This window comes from Streptomyces sp. NBC_01481 (genome assembly GCF_026339995.1).
Classification (GTDB): Bacteria; Actinomycetota; Actinomycetes; order Streptomycetales; family Streptomycetaceae; genus Streptomyces.
Window position 1 is genome coordinate 1,990,520 of sequence record NZ_JAPEPT010000001.1, and the last position, 14,673, is coordinate 2,005,192.

The window sequence follows — 14,673 nt, forward strand, 5'->3', positions numbered from 1 at the left end:
GAGTCCTACGCATCATGGTCCGCGCCGCCGTACTGCCCGCCGTCGGCTCTCCGCTGGAGATCACCGACATCCACCTGCCCGAACCCGGCCCGGGTCAGGTGCGGGTCCGCCTCGCCGCGGCCGGGGTCTGCCACTCCGACCTGTCCCTGTCCAACGGCACCATGCGGGTGCCGACGCCGTGCGTCCTCGGTCATGAGGGCGCGGGCACCGTCGTCTCCGTCGGCGAGGAGGTCACGCATATCGGCCCCGGCGACGGCGTCGTCCTCAACTGGGCGCCGTCCTGCGGCAGTTGCCACCACTGCTCGATCGGCGAGGTGTGGCTCTGCGCCAATGCCCTCGCGGGCGCGGCGAACGTCTACGCCCGTACCGCCGACGGCGCGGAGCTGTACCCCGGCCTGAACGTCGCGGCCTTCGCCGAAGAAACCGTCGTCGCCGCGAACTGCGTCCTGCCCGTCCCGGACGGCGTCCCGCTGACCGACGCCGCCCTGCTCGGCTGCGCGGTCCTCACCGGGTACGGCGCGGTCCACCACTCCGCACGCGTCCGCGAGGGCGAGACGGTCGTCGTCTACGGCGTCGGCGGGGTCGGCCTCGCCACGCTCCAGTCCGCCCGGATCGCGGGCGCGTCGACGATCATCGCGGTCGACGTGTCCGAGGAGAAGGAGTCCCTGGCGCGGGGGGCGGGTGCGACCGAGTACGTCCTCGCCTCCGACACCACCGCGAAGGAGATCCGCACACTCACGGGCGGCCAGGGCGCGGACGTGGCGATCGAGTGCGTCGGGCGGGCCGCGACGATCCGCACCGCCTGGGAGTCCACCCGCCGGGGCGGCCGCACGACGGTCGTCGGCATCGGCGGCAAGGACCAGCAGGTCACGTTCAACGCGCTGGAACTCTTCCACTGGGGCCGCACGCTCTCGGGCTGCGTCTACGGCAACAGCAACCCGGCGGTCGACCTGCCAGTCCTGGCGGAGCATGTGCGCGCGGGGCGGCTGGACCTGGCGGCCCTGGTGACGGACCGGATCGGCCTGGACGGGATCGCGGGGGCGTTCGCCAACATGCTGGCGGGCCGGGGCGGGCGCGCGCTGGTGGTCTTTTAGGTCCCCAGCCCCGCCCCTTCCCGTAACTGGGGGGCAAGCGCCCAGACGCCCACCGGTGCTTCGCCCCGGACCCCGTATGCGACCTTCGGCCGCATGTCCTCAATCGCCGGACGGGCTGGATGTGCGGCCGAGCCGCACATTCCAGCCCCGTCGGCGTTTGAGGCGTGGTCCCGGACACGAAATTCAGCCCCGTGGGGGTCCCCCCGGACGAAGTCTGGGGGAGTTTGAGGCGCGGGGGTCCGGGGGCAGCGCCCCCGCAAAGGGTCGGGGGCGAAGCCCCGTGGGGGTCTGGGGGCTTGCCCCCAGTTCGGGAAGGGGCGGGGTGGGGAAAACCCACCGCCTGTCAGGCCGGCCCAATTGGGGGAGGGGCGGATCAGTCCCGACGGCCGTCGGCCTCGGACGCCCCGGCATCCGGCGCGCACGTCGCGGTATCCGCCGCATCCGGGGCGTCCGGTGAGGCCGACCTCCGGGACCGGGAGCGCGAGACGGCCACCCCCGCCAGGCACAGCGTCCCGCCCGCCAGAGTGAGTCCGGCCGGTACCTCGTCCAGCGCCAGCCATGACATCAGCACGACCAGCGCGGGCACGGCATAAGTCGTCGCGCCCATCCGCCCCGCGGTCGTACGAGCCAGCGCGTAGGCCCAGGTCGTGAACGCCAGCGCGGTCGGGAAGACGCCCAGGTAGACCATGTTGAGGGTGGCCGACAGGGGAGCCCGTTCCGCCTGGGAGACCAGCTGCCCGAGGAACGGCAGACAGGCCACCGCCCCGACCAGGCAGCCGAACGTCGTCACCTGCAGTGCGCTCGCGTGCGCCAGCGCGGGCTTCTGGGCCACCACCCCGCCCGCGTACCCCACCGCCGCCAGCAGGCACAGCAGTACGCCCAGCGTGGAGGCGCTGCCCTCGCCCGACATCGAGAGGCCGACGGTCACCGCCCCGGCGAACGACACCGCCATCCCGGCCAGCAGCCGCGGCGGCAGCGCCTCGCCGAGCAGCCGGGCGCCGAGCAGCGCGATGAGAATCGGGCCGATGTTCACGACCATCGCGGCCGTGCCCGCGTCGACTTCCTGCTCACCCCAGTTGAGCACCACCATGTAGACGCCGAACCACAGCAGCCCGGATATGGCGATCCCCGGCCAGGCTGCCCGCGGCGGCAGCCCCTCGCGCCGGACCAGCAGGACGCAGCCGAGGGCGAGAGACCCGGCGAGGAGCCGCCCGAGAGCGAGCGCGCCGGGGGAGTACACCTCACCGGCGCTGCGGATCGACACAAAGGCGGAGGCCCACAGGACGACGGTGACGCCCGCGGCGGCGAGAGCGGGCCACTGCGCACGGGCGGGGCGCGGGGAGCGTGTCATGGACCGACCGTACGGCGGCGACTGTTCGGCGTTCACCGCAATGTCCCTGGCTCGATGCCGAGCAGCTCGGCCAGCGCCCGCTCGCCGTCCGCGGTCACCTTCACCGCGCGCTCGGACCCGATCCGTACGCACCAGCCCGCATCCAGGGCGTGGCGGCACAGCTCGGCTCCCGCGAGCCCCGCGAGATGCGGTTTGCGCTCGGTCCAGTCCAGGCACGACCGTACGAGCGGACGTCGCCCCTTCCGCTCCAGCGTGAGCCCCAACTCGCCGAACCAGGCGATGCCTTGGGCGGTCAGCGCGAAGCCGTTGTCCTGGTGCAGCAGCCCGCGTGCCGTCAAGGCCTGGGTGATCGCGATGCCGAGCCGCCCGGCGAGATGGTCGTAACAGGTGCGTCCGCGTGCCATGGCGCTGCGGGTAGTCGCCGCCCGCAGCGAGGCGGGCGACGCGTCCGGGGCGGGTGCGGTGTGCGCGGCCAGCTCCTCGACGAGACGGGCGACGCTCTCGCCCGCGAGCCGCACATACCGGTGGCGCCCCTGGCGCTCCTCGGCGAGCAGTCCGCCCGCGACGAGCTTGCCCAGATGCTCACTGGCGGTCGACGGCGCCACGTGCGCGTGCCGGGCGAGTTCACCCGAGGTCCAGGCACGGCCGTCCAGCAGCGCGAGACAGAAGGAGGCCCGGGTCTCGTCGGCGAGGAGCGCGGCCAGCGCGGCAAGGTCTCTGGACTGCATGTGTCCAGGATGGCCCCATCACAGTTCGGCGGCCGCCGAACTGTCTCCGTCAGGCGCGCACCAGGGCCTCGTACTGCACGGACAGACCGTCGATGAGTGCCCGCAGGCCCGTCTCGAACGCGCCCTCGTCCACCTTCTGCTGCCGCTCGGCGAGGAGATGCGCCTGCCCGAGATGCGGATAGTCGGCCGGGTCGTACGCGGACTCGTCGTCGACGAAGCCGCGGGCGAACGAACCGAGCGCCGAGCCGGTGATGAAGTACCGCATCAGGGCGCCGATATGGGTCGCCTGGGCCGGTGGCCAGCCCGCGCGGACCATCGCGCCGAAGACGGCGTCGGCCACCTTGAGCCCCGCCGGGCGGCGGCCCGGGCCGCGGGCGAGTACCGGCACGGTGTTGGGGTGGTCGGTCAGGGCCGCGCGGTAGGAGACGGCCCAGTCGTGCAGCGCGGTGCGCCAGTCGCGCCGGTCGCCCTCGTCGAACATCGACAGATCGACCTGGGCGCTGACCGCGTCGGCGACGGCGTCGAGGATCTCGTCCTTGTTGCGGAAGTGGTTGTAGAGGGAGGGGCCGCTGACCCCGAGTTCGGCGGCGAGCCTGCGGGTGGAGACGGCGTCGAGGCCCTCGGTGTCCACGAGCGCGCTCGCCGTCTCGACGATGCGTTCTCGGCTGAGCAGGGGCTTGCGAGGGCGGGCCATGCGGCACATAGTAGGGCCTGCCGACGGGAAACTAGCAGTGATAGTTAAAGCGAGGGGGCGTGTGAACATCGAGCTCAGTGAGGAGCGGACAGCCCTCCGCTGAGTACGCGTGTAAGTACGGGAGCGGATGTGGCGCGGGCTACGCCGACCGATGCTGACGCCTATGAGTGAGACACAGGTCAAGCAGCAGAACACCGCGGCCTTCTACGGACAGTCCGTCGCCTCCTTCGCCGTCGCGCTCGGCGCTGTCGGCCTCGGCATCCTCTATCTCGACGCCGACGCCTGGGTGCGCGGCTTCCTCGCCATCGCCGTCCTCTACCTCACGACCTCGGCGTTCACCCTGGCCAAGGTGATCCGGGACCGCCAGGAAGCCGGGCAGATCGTCAGCCGGGTCGACCAGGCCAGGCTGGAGAAGCTGCTCGCCGAGCACGACCCCTTCCAGAAGCCCAAGATCTAAGCGCTTGCTCACCCTCGGGGTATGGTGTGCCTTCTGATGAATGGAAGGGGCGAGCGATGAGTACGGCGGAGGACACGGCCGGCGAGGACATGCCGTGGGGCGAGGTCACGCCCGAGGCGGCGAGGAAGCTGCTCGTGGCCGCCGTCGAGGCCTTCGCCGAGCGGGGCTATCACGCGACGACGACCCGGGACATCGCGGGCCGCGCCGGAATGAGCCCCGCCGCGCTCTACATCCACTACAAGACCAAGGAAGAGCTGCTCCACCGGATCAGCCGGATCGGGCACGACAAGGCCCTGGAGGTCCTGTCGACGGCGGCCGACACCGGCAGCACGCCCTCCGAGCGGCTCGCCGCGGCCGTGAGTTCCTTCGTCCGCTGGCACGCAGGGCGGCACGACACCGCACGCGTGGTGCAGTACGAGCTCGACGCGCTCTCCGGCGAACACCGCGAAGAGATCGTCGAGCTGCGCCGCCGCAGCGACGCCGTCGTACGCGGAATTCTCCACGAGGGCGTCGAGTCGGGGGAGTTCGACGTCCCGGACGTCCCCGGCACCACGGTCGCCGTGCTGTCGCTCTGCATCGACGTGGCGCGCTGGTTCAACACGCGGGGCCGCAGGACGCCCGACGAGGTCGGCGCGCTGTACGCCGACCTCGTCCTGCGCATGGTCTCCGCCCGGAAGAGCCAGGACTCGTAGGAGTCGGCGGGTCTCAGAAGAAGTAGCGGGACACCGACTCGGCCACGCACACCGGCTTGTCGCCGCCCTCGCGCTCCACCGTGACGAGGGCGGTCACCTGCACGCCGCCGCCCGCCTCCTCCACGTTCTGCAGCACCGCCGACGCGCGCAGTCGCGAGCCCACCGGTACGGGCGAGGGGAAACGGACCTTGTTCGCGCCGTAGTTGATGCCCATCTTCATGCCCTCGACGCGCAGGACCTGCGGGACGAAGACGGGGAGCAGCGACAGCGTGAGATAGCCGTGCGCGATCGTCGTACCGAAGGGGCCGGTCGCCGCCCGCTCCGGGTCCACGTGGATCCACTGGTGGTCACCGGTCGCCTCGGCGAAGAGATCGATCCGCTTCTGCTCGATCTCCAGCCAGTCGCTGTGCCCCAGCTGCTCGCCGACCCCGGCGCGCAGCTCCTCGGCGGACGTGAAGATCCTCGGCTCGGCCATGTCCCTGCTCCCTGCGTCTCGTCTCTGCGGAACGCCAATGTCTAAGCGCTTGCTCAGCATGGTTGGGCGGACAGCTCCTGTCAACGACGGGCCCAGTAGGCTTCGAGGAGTGCCACAGATTCCCGAGAAGATTCACGAGCTCACGGTCGGCCAGCTCTCCGCGCGCAGCGGCGCCGCCGTGTCCGCCCTGCACTTCTACGAGTCCAAAGGGCTGATCAGCAGCCGCCGGACCAGCGGAAACCAGCGCCGGTACAGCAGGGACGCACTGCGCCGCGTCGCCTTCGTACGCGCCGCGCAACGGGTGGGCATTCCGCTCGCCACGATCAGGGACGCACTGGCCGAACTGCCCGAGGAGCGCACACCCGACCGCGAGGACTGGGCGCGGCTGTCCGAGGCGTGGCGCGCGGAGCTCGACGAGCGCATCAGACAGCTCGGCCGGCTCCGCGACCATCTCACCGACTGCATCGGCTGCGGCTGCCTCTCCCTGCAGACCTGCGTCCTGTCCAACCCGGACGACATCTTCGGCGAGCGGCTGACGGGCTCCCGGCTGCTGCCCGAGCGCGGACGGCCCGCGAAGGACCGTGCCTGAGCATGACGTACAGGCGGGCCCGCACCCCCGTGACGGGCCCGCCTCTTCCCCAGGGGGTGTCCGGCGGATCTGGCTGGGCTCGCGACGCCCTGCGGCTCCCTGATCCAGCGTGATCCACCGGACACCCCCTTGCCGCGCGGGACTACTCGTACTCCGTGCCGCCCTTGCGCGTCAGATACGCCGGGCTGACCGCCTTGGCGATCGCCCGGCCGCCCACCACCGGGCTGTAGCGCTCGGCAGCGGAACGGATCACGACGCCTTCGCGCAGATGCAGCTCGCGCCCGGACACGGTCTCCCGGCCGCTCGCCAGTTCCAGCACTGTGTCGATGTCGTACAGACCCTCGAACAGCCGTGGCACCAGCGGAAGTTCACCCTCCAGCAGCCCGGTCGTCTCCAGCCAGCGGACCTGGCCGTCGATCTCGGCCGACACGTCGAACACGGCGTAACCGAGCGCCTCGGAGCGGGCGTTGGCCCCGTAGACGAGGTCCTGCACCCCGGCGCCGTACACCTCGCCGAAGATCCCGACCCGGCTCGCCCCCAGCTTCTCGGCGAGGCGCGCCGCGACCGCCGGGACGTCATGGCCGAGCACCGCGCGCCAATACAGATTGCGCGGATCCTCCGTGAGGGCAAGGCCCTTGGCACCGAAGCCCTTCGACGAGACCTGGACGCGACCCTGCCCGTCGTCCGTCACGGTGTACGTCAGCAGGCAGGCCGAGCCGTGCAGCTTCTCGGTGATCACCACGGGCTCGCCCGGCTCGAAGATCTCCGGATAGCGCTGGATGTTCTCGATGTCGACCCAGGGCAGCAGATCGGGAGCCCGTTCCACATCGCCGCTCATCGTGGGCGGGATGGGCGGCGACCACTTGGTGATCGAGAGCAGCTCCGCGAAGTCCGTGCCGTCGGCGGCCGCCTGCGCCAGATCGATGTCCGCGAGGGCCTGCGGCCGGCACACGATGCCCTGCGACAGTTCCCCGCGCAGCCGCACCGCCTTGACCCGGTTGGCCTCTCCGCCGGCCAGCCGTCCGGTCAGCCCCAGCTCCTCGATCAACCCGGCCGGGAGCACGGACTGTTCCGGGATGTAGACGGCGGCGTCACCACTGCGGTACGCGCCCTTGGCGACGACGGCGCGGTAGAGGCCCACCTGAGCCAGTTCGAGCGCGTCGGCGTTCGGGTGCTCGTGGACGGTCAGCAGCTCTGCGGTGACACGCAGCGTGGACATCGGCGTCTCCTCGATTACGGATTTCCGCGTCCACTGTGCGGGCGGTGACCGGCGGAGGGCCACTGAATATCGACCGCCCTCTCCATAACCGGGGCTCCGCCCCGGACCCCGCGCCTCAATCGCCGGCGGGGCTGAACTATTCAGCCCGTCCGGCGTTTGAGGACATGCGGCCGAAGGTCGCATACGGGTCCGGGGCGAAGCCCCGTCGGGGGTCTGGGGGCTTGCCCCCAGTTCGGGATGGGGGTACCTCCCACGGCCGCCAGGCCGTAGGGGGAGGGCGGGGTGGGGAACAAGCCCCGCAGGGCCCGGCCCAACCGTTCAGGCCACCGACGCCAGCTCCCTGCGCCCCGCCCGCTTCGCCGCCGCCACCGCCTCGGACGTCAGTACAGGCTGCGGCACGACTATCCCGCAGCCCGTGCAAACCGGCCCGAACCAGGGCTCGTTCGCCAGATCCTGCCGCCACACGATGTGCGTACCCCCGCACACCGGGCAGCCGTTTCCGGGTTCGGTCTCCAGCGCGGATATCAGCCGCCGCAGGACCTCGGCGAGCGGTGCCGACGGATGGGCGCCCGGGCTGTCGCAGCGGGCGACCCCGTTCCCGCCCCAGGTCCGCCGATGCCAGTCGTCGATCGACGCCGGCCGTCGCAGTCCACCGTGCTTCTCGCGCTTGCGGCGGTCCGCGAAACTCTCCTCGTACGCGAGCCAGACGGCCCGCGCCTGTTCCAACTCGTCGAGCGCGGCCACCAGCCGCGCCGGATCGGGGGCCCGGTCCTCGGGCTCGATGCTGTGCCTGGCGCACAGATGAGCCCAGGTTGCCCGGTGCCCATAAGGGGCAAATCGTTCCAGGCACTTGCGCAGCGAATAGCGTCGTAGCGCCAGATCACACCGCGCGTCGCGCACCTGTCTCGCAAGACTGCGGAAACCGGCCATCGCACTGCCACCTCCGTCGCTGGTACTTCGGCGTTGAGGAATGGACGTACGAGTACCCGATCCGGCTCCATCGAAAATTCGATGGGTGTCATTACTGGCCAGTGGTGGTGATCATGCCGGTTCGTCCGGATCGCCCCGGGGGCAGCCGTGATGCCGTTGGTCAACCGCCCCACTCCGCGCGGCACGATCATCCACCGGGCGCGCTGGGCGGCATGCTCAGCGCCCGATGCGGCCCGCGGCCAGTACCACCCGCGCCAGCTCCTCGTGGCAGATGTCGCTGTGCGCGCCGGCCGGAGGCCCGCCGCGCCGCACCACCGAGGCCGTGTCCACGCTGACGCAGCCCGAGCCGGGGATCCCCTGCCGCAGCGCCTCCTCCAGCGTCAGCCTGACCAGCGGCTGCACGGCCTGGATGCCGTCGTGTCCCATCGCCCACCACCGCTTGTCGAGCCCGACCACGTTCGCGTCGTCCCCGGCCAGGCTGGAAGCGAGCGGATAGATCACTCCGAGCGCGCTGTCGTGTCGCGAGTAGCAGGCCACCACCGGCCCGTCGACCCGGTGCTCCATGCTGCGCAGGGCGCCGCCGCTGTGTGCCGCGTGCGGCAGGCTCTGCGCGAACGCATAGTGTGAGAAGGATCCCTGGAGGAGCGTCAGCGACTTCACGTTGTTCGCGCCGTGCGGCAGCCCGCGCAGCGCGAAGGAGACCAGCCGTGCCCCCTGGCTGTGCCCCACCAGATGCACCCGCACCGCGGGGGACGAGCGGGCGAGCTGGCCCAGCAGCGGGCCGAGACCCAGCTCGCCGACCCTCCCGGCGCGCCGCTTCATCGCGTAGTACGTCGTCTGCCGCAGCAGTTCCTTCGCGCCCTTCCACACCTTCTTGAGCCCGCCTCCGACGGCGAAGGACTCGACGGCGGGCTCCTTCTCCGTCACCTCCACGCTCTCCTCCAGCGCGAGCGCGAACCTCCGGCACATTGTCAGAGAATCCTCGAACAGGACGGCGGGCGGGCCCTGTTCGTCGTGGGGCAGATCGTCCGTGAAACAGGTCCCTCCGACTCCGCCGACCGGCGCCTCGGCCAACTGTCGTGCCAGGGAGCCGAACTCCGCGAAGGCGGCTTCCGACTCGGGCTGCGCGTGGAGCAGTTGAGCGAGCCGTCGCACCGTCCCGTCGTGCCCGGGAAACAGCTCGACCAGGGCGTCCTGCGTCGCCTCGTCCAGTGCGGATTCCAGTGCGGAGTCCAGTGGGGGAGCCGTGGCGGACGGCCGGAAGTCCGGAATCGGCTCGTCCGTGAACTTCATGGACGGCCACACCACACCGACGTATCCGAGCCTCACCCCTTCGCCCGTCAGCCCCGGGAAGGGCGCGAAGAAGGCCGAGTACAACCGGTTGGCGACCGAGGGTGAGTTGTTCCACCCGTGCGCGAACATCACCAGATCGGTGACGTCCATTTCAGCCAGACTGTCGCGCTGCGCGGCGTCCACGTCGCCGTCCTTGTCGAAGGTGACTTCGCGGTACGGCTTCACACTCATTTCCGGCATGACCGGCCCTCCCCGTCTTTGTCCGCCGATGCCCCAGCATCCTGCGCGAAGGGAGGAACGGCCATACCTACGACCGTGCTCGATCGCGCCTGGTCCCCGTCGGTCACAGGCGGTCGGTCAGAGGCGGTCGGCTGCGCGTACCCGGTGGAGATGGATCAGTACGTCGTGCGTCGCGGCCGGCCGTACCGGCTCGGTATCGACCGGCCAGGCGTTCCCGATGGTCCGGGTCTGGCGTACCACATTCAGCCAATCCCGCGCGACGGGTGGTGCGTTGCGCATGTCGAGGCAGTAGTCGCCGCGCGACACCCTCCAGGGTCGCCTCATTGCCGCCGGGCTCCGGCGGTCCGACCCTCAGTAGTGCTTGCCTCCGTACCGCAGGTACGTCCTCCGTACGGCCCTGAACGCGGCCAGCTCGCCCTGCCACGCCGCCACCACCTCGTCCGCCCCCGCCCCCGCGTCGATCATCGTCCGCACCCTCGCCGACCCCGTCAGCTTGTCGATCCAGTTGTCGGGCCGCCAGGCGAAGCCGCTCCACACCCGCTTCGCCGTCACCAGCAGGCCGATCCCGGTCCGCACGGGGTCGTACGACGTGCGGTCGTGGACATGCAACTGGACCCCGCCGACCGTCTTGCCCTGGAACTTGGAGAACGTCGGCGTGAAGTACGCCTCGCGGAAGCGGACACCGGGCAGCGCGAGCCCATTCGCGGCCGCCGCCCAGGCGTGGTTGATGCCTTCGGCGCCCAGGAGCTCGAAAGGACGTGTCGTGCCGCGGCCCTCCGACAGATTGGTGCCCTCGAACAGGCAGGTGCCCGAGTAGACCAGCGCGGTGTCCGGCGTCGGCATGTTCGGGCTCGGCGGGACCCAGGGAAGACCCGTCTCGTCGAAGAAGTCCGAGCGCCGCCAGCCCGTCATCCGCACCGTCTCCAGCTCCACCGGACGAGTCAGGAACTCGCCGTTGAACAGCAGCGCCAGCTCGGTGACCGTCATCCCGTGCGCCTGCGTGATGGGCTCGCGGCCCACGAAGGTCGCGAAGGCCTTGTCCAGCACGGGCCCCAGCGCGGCCCGGCCCGTCACCGGATTGGGCCGGTCCAGGACCACGAAGCGCTTGCCCGCGAGCGCGGCCGCCTCCATGCAGTCGTAGAGGGTCCAGATGTAGGTGTAGAAGCGTGCGCCGACGTCCTGGATGTCGAAGACGATCGTTTCCACGCCGGACGCGGTGAAAATGTCGGCGAGGGCCTGCCCGCTCTTGGTGTACGTGTCGTAGACGGGTAGCCCGGTCGCCGGATCGTCGTAGCGGCCCTCGGAGCCACCGGCCTGGGCGGTGCCGCGGAAGCCGTGCTCGGGGCCGAAGACGGCGAGAAGGTTCACCCGGTCGTCGGCGTGCATCACATCCACGATGTGCTGTACGTCCCGGGTGATCCCGGTCGGGTTGGTGACCACACCGACCCGCTGTCCGGCCAGGGGCGCGTAGCCGTCGGCGGCCAGCCGCTCGAAGCCGGTGCGAACCCGGTGGTGGCCCGCGTGGGCGGCGGCGGGCGAAGAGGCCGCGGCCAGCGCGCCCACCGCGCCACCGGCGGCCAGCAGACCCCGTCTGGACAGGCTCATCGGGTTACCTCCGTGGTCGCTGTCTGTCATGGCCACGCACGCTAGCGTGCACGGCCGGCGTGCGGAACGATTGCGACAGCGCGGTTCGGCCCCCGTGTGCCCGTGGCCGCACGCCCCCTTCCCACGCGACATACCGACTGGTTAGTCTGCTCAAACGGGATGGTACGCAGAGAGGCGGAGCTTGATGAGTGCGGTGCAGGGCGCTGGAGTTGTGGTTACGGGCGCGGGCGGCGGCATCGGAGCCGCCCTGGCCTGCCGGTTCGCGGCGGAGGGCGCCCGTGTCGTCGTCAACGACATCGACCCGGCCAGGACCAAGGCCGTGGCCGACGAGATCGGCGCGACCGCGGTACCGGGCGACGCCTCCGAGATCGTGGAAGAGGCCCGCGACGCACTGGACGGCACCGTCGACGTCTACTGCGCCAACGCCGGACTCGCCTCGCCCGGCGACGTCTTCGCCGACGAGCAGGTGTGGGCCGCCGCCTGGGACGTCAATGTGATGGCGCACGTCCGCGCGGCCCGCACCCTGCTGCCCGACTGGCTGGAGCGCGGCAGCGGCCGCTTCGTCTCCACCGTCTCCGCCGCCGGCCTGCTCACCATGGTGGGCGCGGCCCCGTACAGCGTCTCCAAGCACGGCGCGTACGCCTTCGCCGAGTGGCTCCAGCTCACCTACGCCCACCGGGGCCTGAAGGTGCACGCCATCTGCCCGCAGGGAGTGCGTACGGACATGCTCACCGCGGCCGGATCGGCGGGCGAACTCGTCCTCGCCCCCACCGCGATCGAGCCCGAGGACGTCGCCGACGCGCTGTTCGAGGGCATCGAGGCCGACCGCTTCCTGATCCTGCCGCACCCCGAGGTCGCCGAGTTCTACCAGGCACGCGCCGCGACGCCCGAGCGATGGCTGGGCGGCATGAACCACATCCAGCAGAAGTGGGAAGGAGCGCAGAGGTGACATCCGTCTACGCGGCGCGGCCCTGGCTGGCCCAGCTCACCGAGGCCCAGCGGGCCCCGATCACCCCGCCCGCGAGCGTCGTGCACTCCTTCCGCGCCGCCGTGGCCCGCGCCCCCGAGCACACCGCACTCGCCTACTTCGACGGGCGCCTGAGCTACCGCGAGACCGACGAGCTCTCCGACTCCGTCGCGGGCCATCTCGGCTCCCGCGGAGTCGGCCGCGGCGACCGCGTGGCGATCATGCTGCAGAACACCCCGCACTTCGTGATCGCGCTGCTCGGCGCCTGGAAGGCCGGGGCGGCTGTCGTCCCGCTCAACCCGATGTACAAGTCGGCCGAGGTCGCGCATGTCCTGAGCGACGCCGACGTCACCGTGCTGATCTGCTCGGACCGCGCCTGGGAGTCGTACCTGCGCGACAGCGCCGCCCGCTCGCCCGTACGCCTCGCCCTCACCGCCTGCGAACTGGACCTGCAGAGCCGCGACGACGAACGCGTCCTGGGCTTCGAGCGGCAGCCGGCCCCGCTGGACACCCACGACCTGCTGGCCGTGGCCCGGCAGGGACTGAACGCGCCGGAAGGCCGCGAACTCACCTCCGCCGACGTGGCGTTGATCAGCTACACCTCCGGCACCAGCGGCACCCCCAAGGGCGCCATGAACCTCCACGGCGGCATCGTCCACAACGCCGAACGGCAGCGCACCGGCCACCCCGTGCCCGAGGGCTCCTGCTACTTCGCGCTCGCGCCGCTGTTCCACATCACCGGCATGGTCTGCGAGCTCGCCGCCTGTATCGCCAACGCGGGCACGCTCGCCCTCTCCTACCGCTTCGAGGCGGGCGTCGTGCTCGACGCCTTCGCCGAGCACCGGCCCGCGTACACCGTCGGCCCCTCCACCGCCTTCATGGCGCTGGCCGCGCATCCCGCCGCCACCCGCGAGCACTTCGCATCCTTCCGGATGATCTCCTCCGGCGGCGCCCCGGTGCCTCCCGCGCTGGTCGAGAAGTTCCGTACGGGCTTCGGCCCCTACCTGTACAACGGCTACGGCCTCACCGAGTGCACCGCCCCCTGCGCCTCAGTACCGCCCGAGAAACTGGCCCCGGTCGACCCGGCATCCGGCACCCTCTCCGTCGGCGTGCCCGGACCCGACACGATCGTGCGGATCGTCGACGAGAAGGGCCAGGACGTCCCGCTCGGCGAGCAGGGCGAGATCGCGGTGAGCGGCCCCCAGGTGGTGCCCGGATACTGGCGGCTGCCCGAGGCCACGGCCGAGGCGTTCCCGGACGGTGAACTGCGCACCGGCGACATCGGCTTCATGGACACCGACGGCTGGCTCTATGTCGTCGACCGCAAGAAGGACATGATCAACGTCTCGGGCTTCAAGGTCTGGCCGCGCGAGGTCGAGGACGTCCTCTACACGCACCCGGCGGTTCGGGAGGCGGCCGTCGTCGGCGTACCCCACGACTACCGCGGAGAGACCGTCAAGGCATACATCAGCCTGCGCCCCGGGGCGAGCGTGGAACCGGCCGAAATCTCCGCGTACTGTGCGGAGCGCCTGGCCGCGTACAAGTACCCGCGCGAGGTGGAGATCCTGCCGGAGCTCCCGAAGACGACAAGTGGGAAGATCCTCAGGCGGGAACTGCGTTTCCCCGGGTAAGTCAAGACGCGAGTGAACCGAGTGAACTGAGTGAAAGGCGGGTGGCGGCAATGGCCAGGACGACGGACGGGGACGGCACCCCCGTCCCGCAGAGGCTGCTGGCCGCCGCCACCCGGCTCTTCGCCGAACGCGGCTACGACCGCACATCCGTCCAGGAGATCGTCGAGGCGGCCGGCGTCACCAAGGGAGCGCTCTACCACTACTTCGGCTCCAAGGAAGACCTGCTCCAGGAGGTCTACGCCCGGGTGCTGCGGCTCCAGCAGGAACGCCTCGACGCCTTCGCAGGCGCGGACGAGCCGGTGGAGACGCGGCTGCGCGGCGCGGCGGCGGACGTCGTGGTGACGACCATCGACAATCTTGACGACGCGGCGATCTTCTTCCGCTCCATGCACCATCTGAGCCCGGAGAAGCACAAGCAGGTGCGGGCCGAGCGCCGCCGCTACCACGAGCGGTTCCGGGCGTTGGTCGAAGAGGGCCAGCAGAGCGGGGTCTTCTCCTCGGCCACGCCCGCGGACCTGGTGGTGGACTACCACTTCGGCTCGGTCCACCACCTGTCGACGTGGTACCGCCCCGACGGCCCCCTGACCCCCCAGCAGGTGGCGGACCACCTGGCAGACCTCCTGCTGCGCGCGCTGCGCCCGTAGTTGCCGTCTTGTCCTCAAACGCCGGCGGGGCTGAAGAATTCAGCCCCGCCGGCGTTTGAGGCGC

16 protein-coding genes are annotated in these 14,673 nt (G+C 71.1%); 7 read left to right on the forward strand and 9 right to left on the reverse strand.

Annotation, left to right across the window (positions count from 1 at the left end):
- Positions 1 to 14: 14 nt before the first annotated feature.
- Positions 15 to 1,094: a Zn-dependent alcohol dehydrogenase gene (locus OOK40_RS09175; RefSeq protein ID WP_266478133.1), complete on the forward strand. Its 1,080-nt coding sequence runs from the start codon at positions 15 to 17 to the stop codon at positions 1,092 to 1,094.
- Between the two features lie 373 nt (positions 1,095 to 1,467).
- Here OOK40_RS09175 and OOK40_RS09180 read toward each other — a convergent pair whose 3' ends face one another.
- The 3 genes from OOK40_RS09180 to OOK40_RS09190 are packed head-to-tail and all read right to left on the reverse strand — an operon-like array spanning position 1,468 to position 3,867.
- Positions 1,468 to 2,445: a DMT family transporter gene (locus OOK40_RS09180; RefSeq protein WP_266478135.1), complete on the reverse strand. Its 978-nt coding sequence runs from the start codon at positions 2,443 to 2,445 to the stop codon at positions 1,468 to 1,470.
- Positions 2,446 to 2,477: 32 nt separating this feature from the next.
- Positions 2,478 to 3,173 (reverse strand): helix-turn-helix transcriptional regulator, encoded by a 696-nt coding sequence (locus tag OOK40_RS09185; RefSeq protein WP_266478136.1) that lies wholly within the window; start codon positions 3,171 to 3,173, stop codon positions 2,478 to 2,480.
- Positions 3,174 to 3,222: 49 nt separating this feature from the next.
- Positions 3,223 to 3,867 carry a TetR/AcrR family transcriptional regulator gene (locus tag OOK40_RS09190; protein ID WP_266478138.1) on the reverse strand — a complete coding sequence of 215 codons (645 nt, stop codon included), beginning with the start codon at positions 3,865 to 3,867 and terminating at the stop codon, positions 3,223 to 3,225.
- A gap of 163 nt (positions 3,868 to 4,030) precedes the next feature.
- Between OOK40_RS09190 and OOK40_RS09195 the strand changes: the two genes are divergently transcribed.
- Together OOK40_RS09195 and OOK40_RS09200 are read left to right on the forward strand one after the other, a co-directional pair.
- Positions 4,031 to 4,324 carry a YiaA/YiaB family inner membrane protein gene (locus OOK40_RS09195; RefSeq protein ID WP_266478141.1) on the forward strand — a complete coding sequence of 98 codons (294 nt, stop codon included), beginning with the start codon at positions 4,031 to 4,033 and terminating at the stop codon, positions 4,322 to 4,324.
- A gap of 56 nt (positions 4,325 to 4,380) precedes the next feature.
- On the forward strand, positions 4,381 to 5,016 hold the full coding sequence (locus OOK40_RS09200; RefSeq protein ID WP_266478143.1) for a TetR/AcrR family transcriptional regulator: 636 nt from the start codon (positions 4,381 to 4,383) through the stop codon (positions 5,014 to 5,016).
- Between the two features lie 13 nt (positions 5,017 to 5,029).
- On the opposite strand, the gene OOK40_RS09205 is transcribed toward OOK40_RS09200, so the two are convergent.
- Positions 5,030 to 5,491 carry a MaoC family dehydratase gene (locus tag OOK40_RS09205; RefSeq protein WP_266478145.1) on the reverse strand — a complete coding sequence of 154 codons (462 nt, stop codon included), beginning with the start codon at positions 5,489 to 5,491 and terminating at the stop codon, positions 5,030 to 5,032.
- A 109-nt stretch (positions 5,492 to 5,600) separates the two neighbouring features.
- Between OOK40_RS09205 and soxR the strand changes: the two genes are divergently transcribed.
- Positions 5,601 to 6,080 (forward strand): redox-sensitive transcriptional activator SoxR, encoded by a 480-nt coding sequence (gene soxR, locus OOK40_RS09210; protein ID WP_266478147.1) that lies wholly within the window; start codon positions 5,601 to 5,603, stop codon positions 6,078 to 6,080.
- A 142-nt stretch (positions 6,081 to 6,222) separates the two neighbouring features.
- On the opposite strand, the gene OOK40_RS09215 is transcribed toward soxR, so the two are convergent.
- The 5 genes from OOK40_RS09215 to OOK40_RS09235 form a co-directional block, all read right to left on the reverse strand.
- Positions 6,223 to 7,299, reverse strand: coding sequence for an RNA ligase (ATP) (locus OOK40_RS09215; protein WP_266478149.1), 1,077 nt, complete (start codon positions 7,297 to 7,299; stop codon positions 6,223 to 6,225).
- 318 nt (positions 7,300 to 7,617) lie between these two features.
- Positions 7,618 to 8,229: a hypothetical protein gene (locus OOK40_RS09220; protein ID WP_266478151.1), complete on the reverse strand. Its 612-nt coding sequence runs from the start codon at positions 8,227 to 8,229 to the stop codon at positions 7,618 to 7,620.
- 216 nt (positions 8,230 to 8,445) lie between these two features.
- A complete protein-coding gene (locus OOK40_RS09225) occupies positions 8,446 to 9,753 on the reverse strand; it encodes a serine-threonine protein kinase (RefSeq protein WP_266479060.1) in 1,308 nt (435 codons plus the stop codon).
- Between the two features lie 126 nt (positions 9,754 to 9,879).
- A complete protein-coding gene (locus OOK40_RS09230; RefSeq protein ID WP_266478153.1) occupies positions 9,880 to 10,086 on the reverse strand; it encodes a hypothetical protein in 207 nt (68 codons plus the stop codon).
- 27 nt (positions 10,087 to 10,113) lie between these two features.
- A complete protein-coding gene (locus tag OOK40_RS09235) occupies positions 10,114 to 11,367 on the reverse strand; it encodes a DUF1343 domain-containing protein (protein WP_266478155.1) in 1,254 nt (417 codons plus the stop codon).
- A gap of 184 nt (positions 11,368 to 11,551) precedes the next feature.
- Between OOK40_RS09235 and OOK40_RS09240 the strand changes: the two genes are divergently transcribed.
- Genes OOK40_RS09240 through OOK40_RS09250 form a run of 3 tightly spaced genes read left to right on the forward strand, consistent with a single transcriptional unit; the run spans position 11,552 to position 14,609 of the window.
- Positions 11,552 to 12,316: an SDR family oxidoreductase gene (locus OOK40_RS09240; protein WP_266478157.1), complete on the forward strand. Its 765-nt coding sequence runs from the start codon at positions 11,552 to 11,554 to the stop codon at positions 12,314 to 12,316.
- Positions 12,313 to 13,965, forward strand: coding sequence for an AMP-binding protein (locus tag OOK40_RS09245; RefSeq protein ID WP_266478159.1), 1,653 nt, complete (start codon positions 12,313 to 12,315; stop codon positions 13,963 to 13,965). Before OOK40_RS09240 ends, OOK40_RS09245 begins: the two co-directional genes overlap by 4 nt.
- Positions 13,966 to 14,015: 50 nt before the next feature.
- The gene (locus tag OOK40_RS09250; protein WP_266478161.1) at positions 14,016 to 14,609 is read left to right on the forward strand and encodes a TetR/AcrR family transcriptional regulator; all 594 of its coding nucleotides are present in this window, start codon (positions 14,016 to 14,018) and stop codon (positions 14,607 to 14,609) included.
- Positions 14,610 to 14,673: the final 64 nt, after the last annotated feature.

Coding starts and splice junctions, on each gene's coding strand:
- OOK40_RS09235 (WP_266478155.1), bottom strand. CDS start 11,367: ATGAGCCTGTCCAGACGGGGTCTGCTGGCCGCCGGTGGCGCGGTGGGC.
- OOK40_RS09240 (WP_266478157.1), top strand. CDS start 11,552: ATGAGTGCGGTGCAGGGCGCTGGAGTTGTGGTTACGGGCGCGGGCGGC.
- OOK40_RS09200 (WP_266478143.1), top strand. CDS start 4,381: ATGAGTACGGCGGAGGACACGGCCGGCGAGGACATGCCGTGGGGCGAG.
- OOK40_RS09175 (WP_266478133.1), top strand. CDS start 15: ATGGTCCGCGCCGCCGTACTGCCCGCCGTCGGCTCTCCGCTGGAGATC.
- OOK40_RS09220 (WP_266478151.1), bottom strand. CDS start 8,229: ATGGCCGGTTTCCGCAGTCTTGCGAGACAGGTGCGCGACGCGCGGTGT.
- OOK40_RS09225 (WP_266479060.1), bottom strand. CDS start 9,753: ATGAGTGTGAAGCCGTACCGCGAAGTCACCTTCGACAAGGACGGCGAC.
- OOK40_RS09205 (WP_266478145.1), bottom strand. CDS start 5,491: ATGGCCGAGCCGAGGATCTTCACGTCCGCCGAGGAGCTGCGCGCCGGG.
- OOK40_RS09180 (WP_266478135.1), bottom strand. CDS start 2,445: ATGACACGCTCCCCGCGCCCCGCCCGTGCGCAGTGGCCCGCTCTCGCC.
- OOK40_RS09230 (WP_266478153.1), bottom strand. CDS start 10,086: ATGAGGCGACCCTGGAGGGTGTCGCGCGGCGACTACTGCCTCGACATG.
- OOK40_RS09190 (WP_266478138.1), bottom strand. CDS start 3,867: ATGGCCCGCCCTCGCAAGCCCCTGCTCAGCCGAGAACGCATCGTCGAG.
- OOK40_RS09185 (WP_266478136.1), bottom strand. CDS start 3,173: ATGCAGTCCAGAGACCTTGCCGCGCTGGCCGCGCTCCTCGCCGACGAG.
- OOK40_RS09215 (WP_266478149.1), bottom strand. CDS start 7,299: ATGTCCACGCTGCGTGTCACCGCAGAGCTGCTGACCGTCCACGAGCAC.
- OOK40_RS09195 (WP_266478141.1), top strand. CDS start 4,031: ATGAGTGAGACACAGGTCAAGCAGCAGAACACCGCGGCCTTCTACGGA.
- OOK40_RS09250 (WP_266478161.1), top strand. CDS start 14,016: ATGGCCAGGACGACGGACGGGGACGGCACCCCCGTCCCGCAGAGGCTG.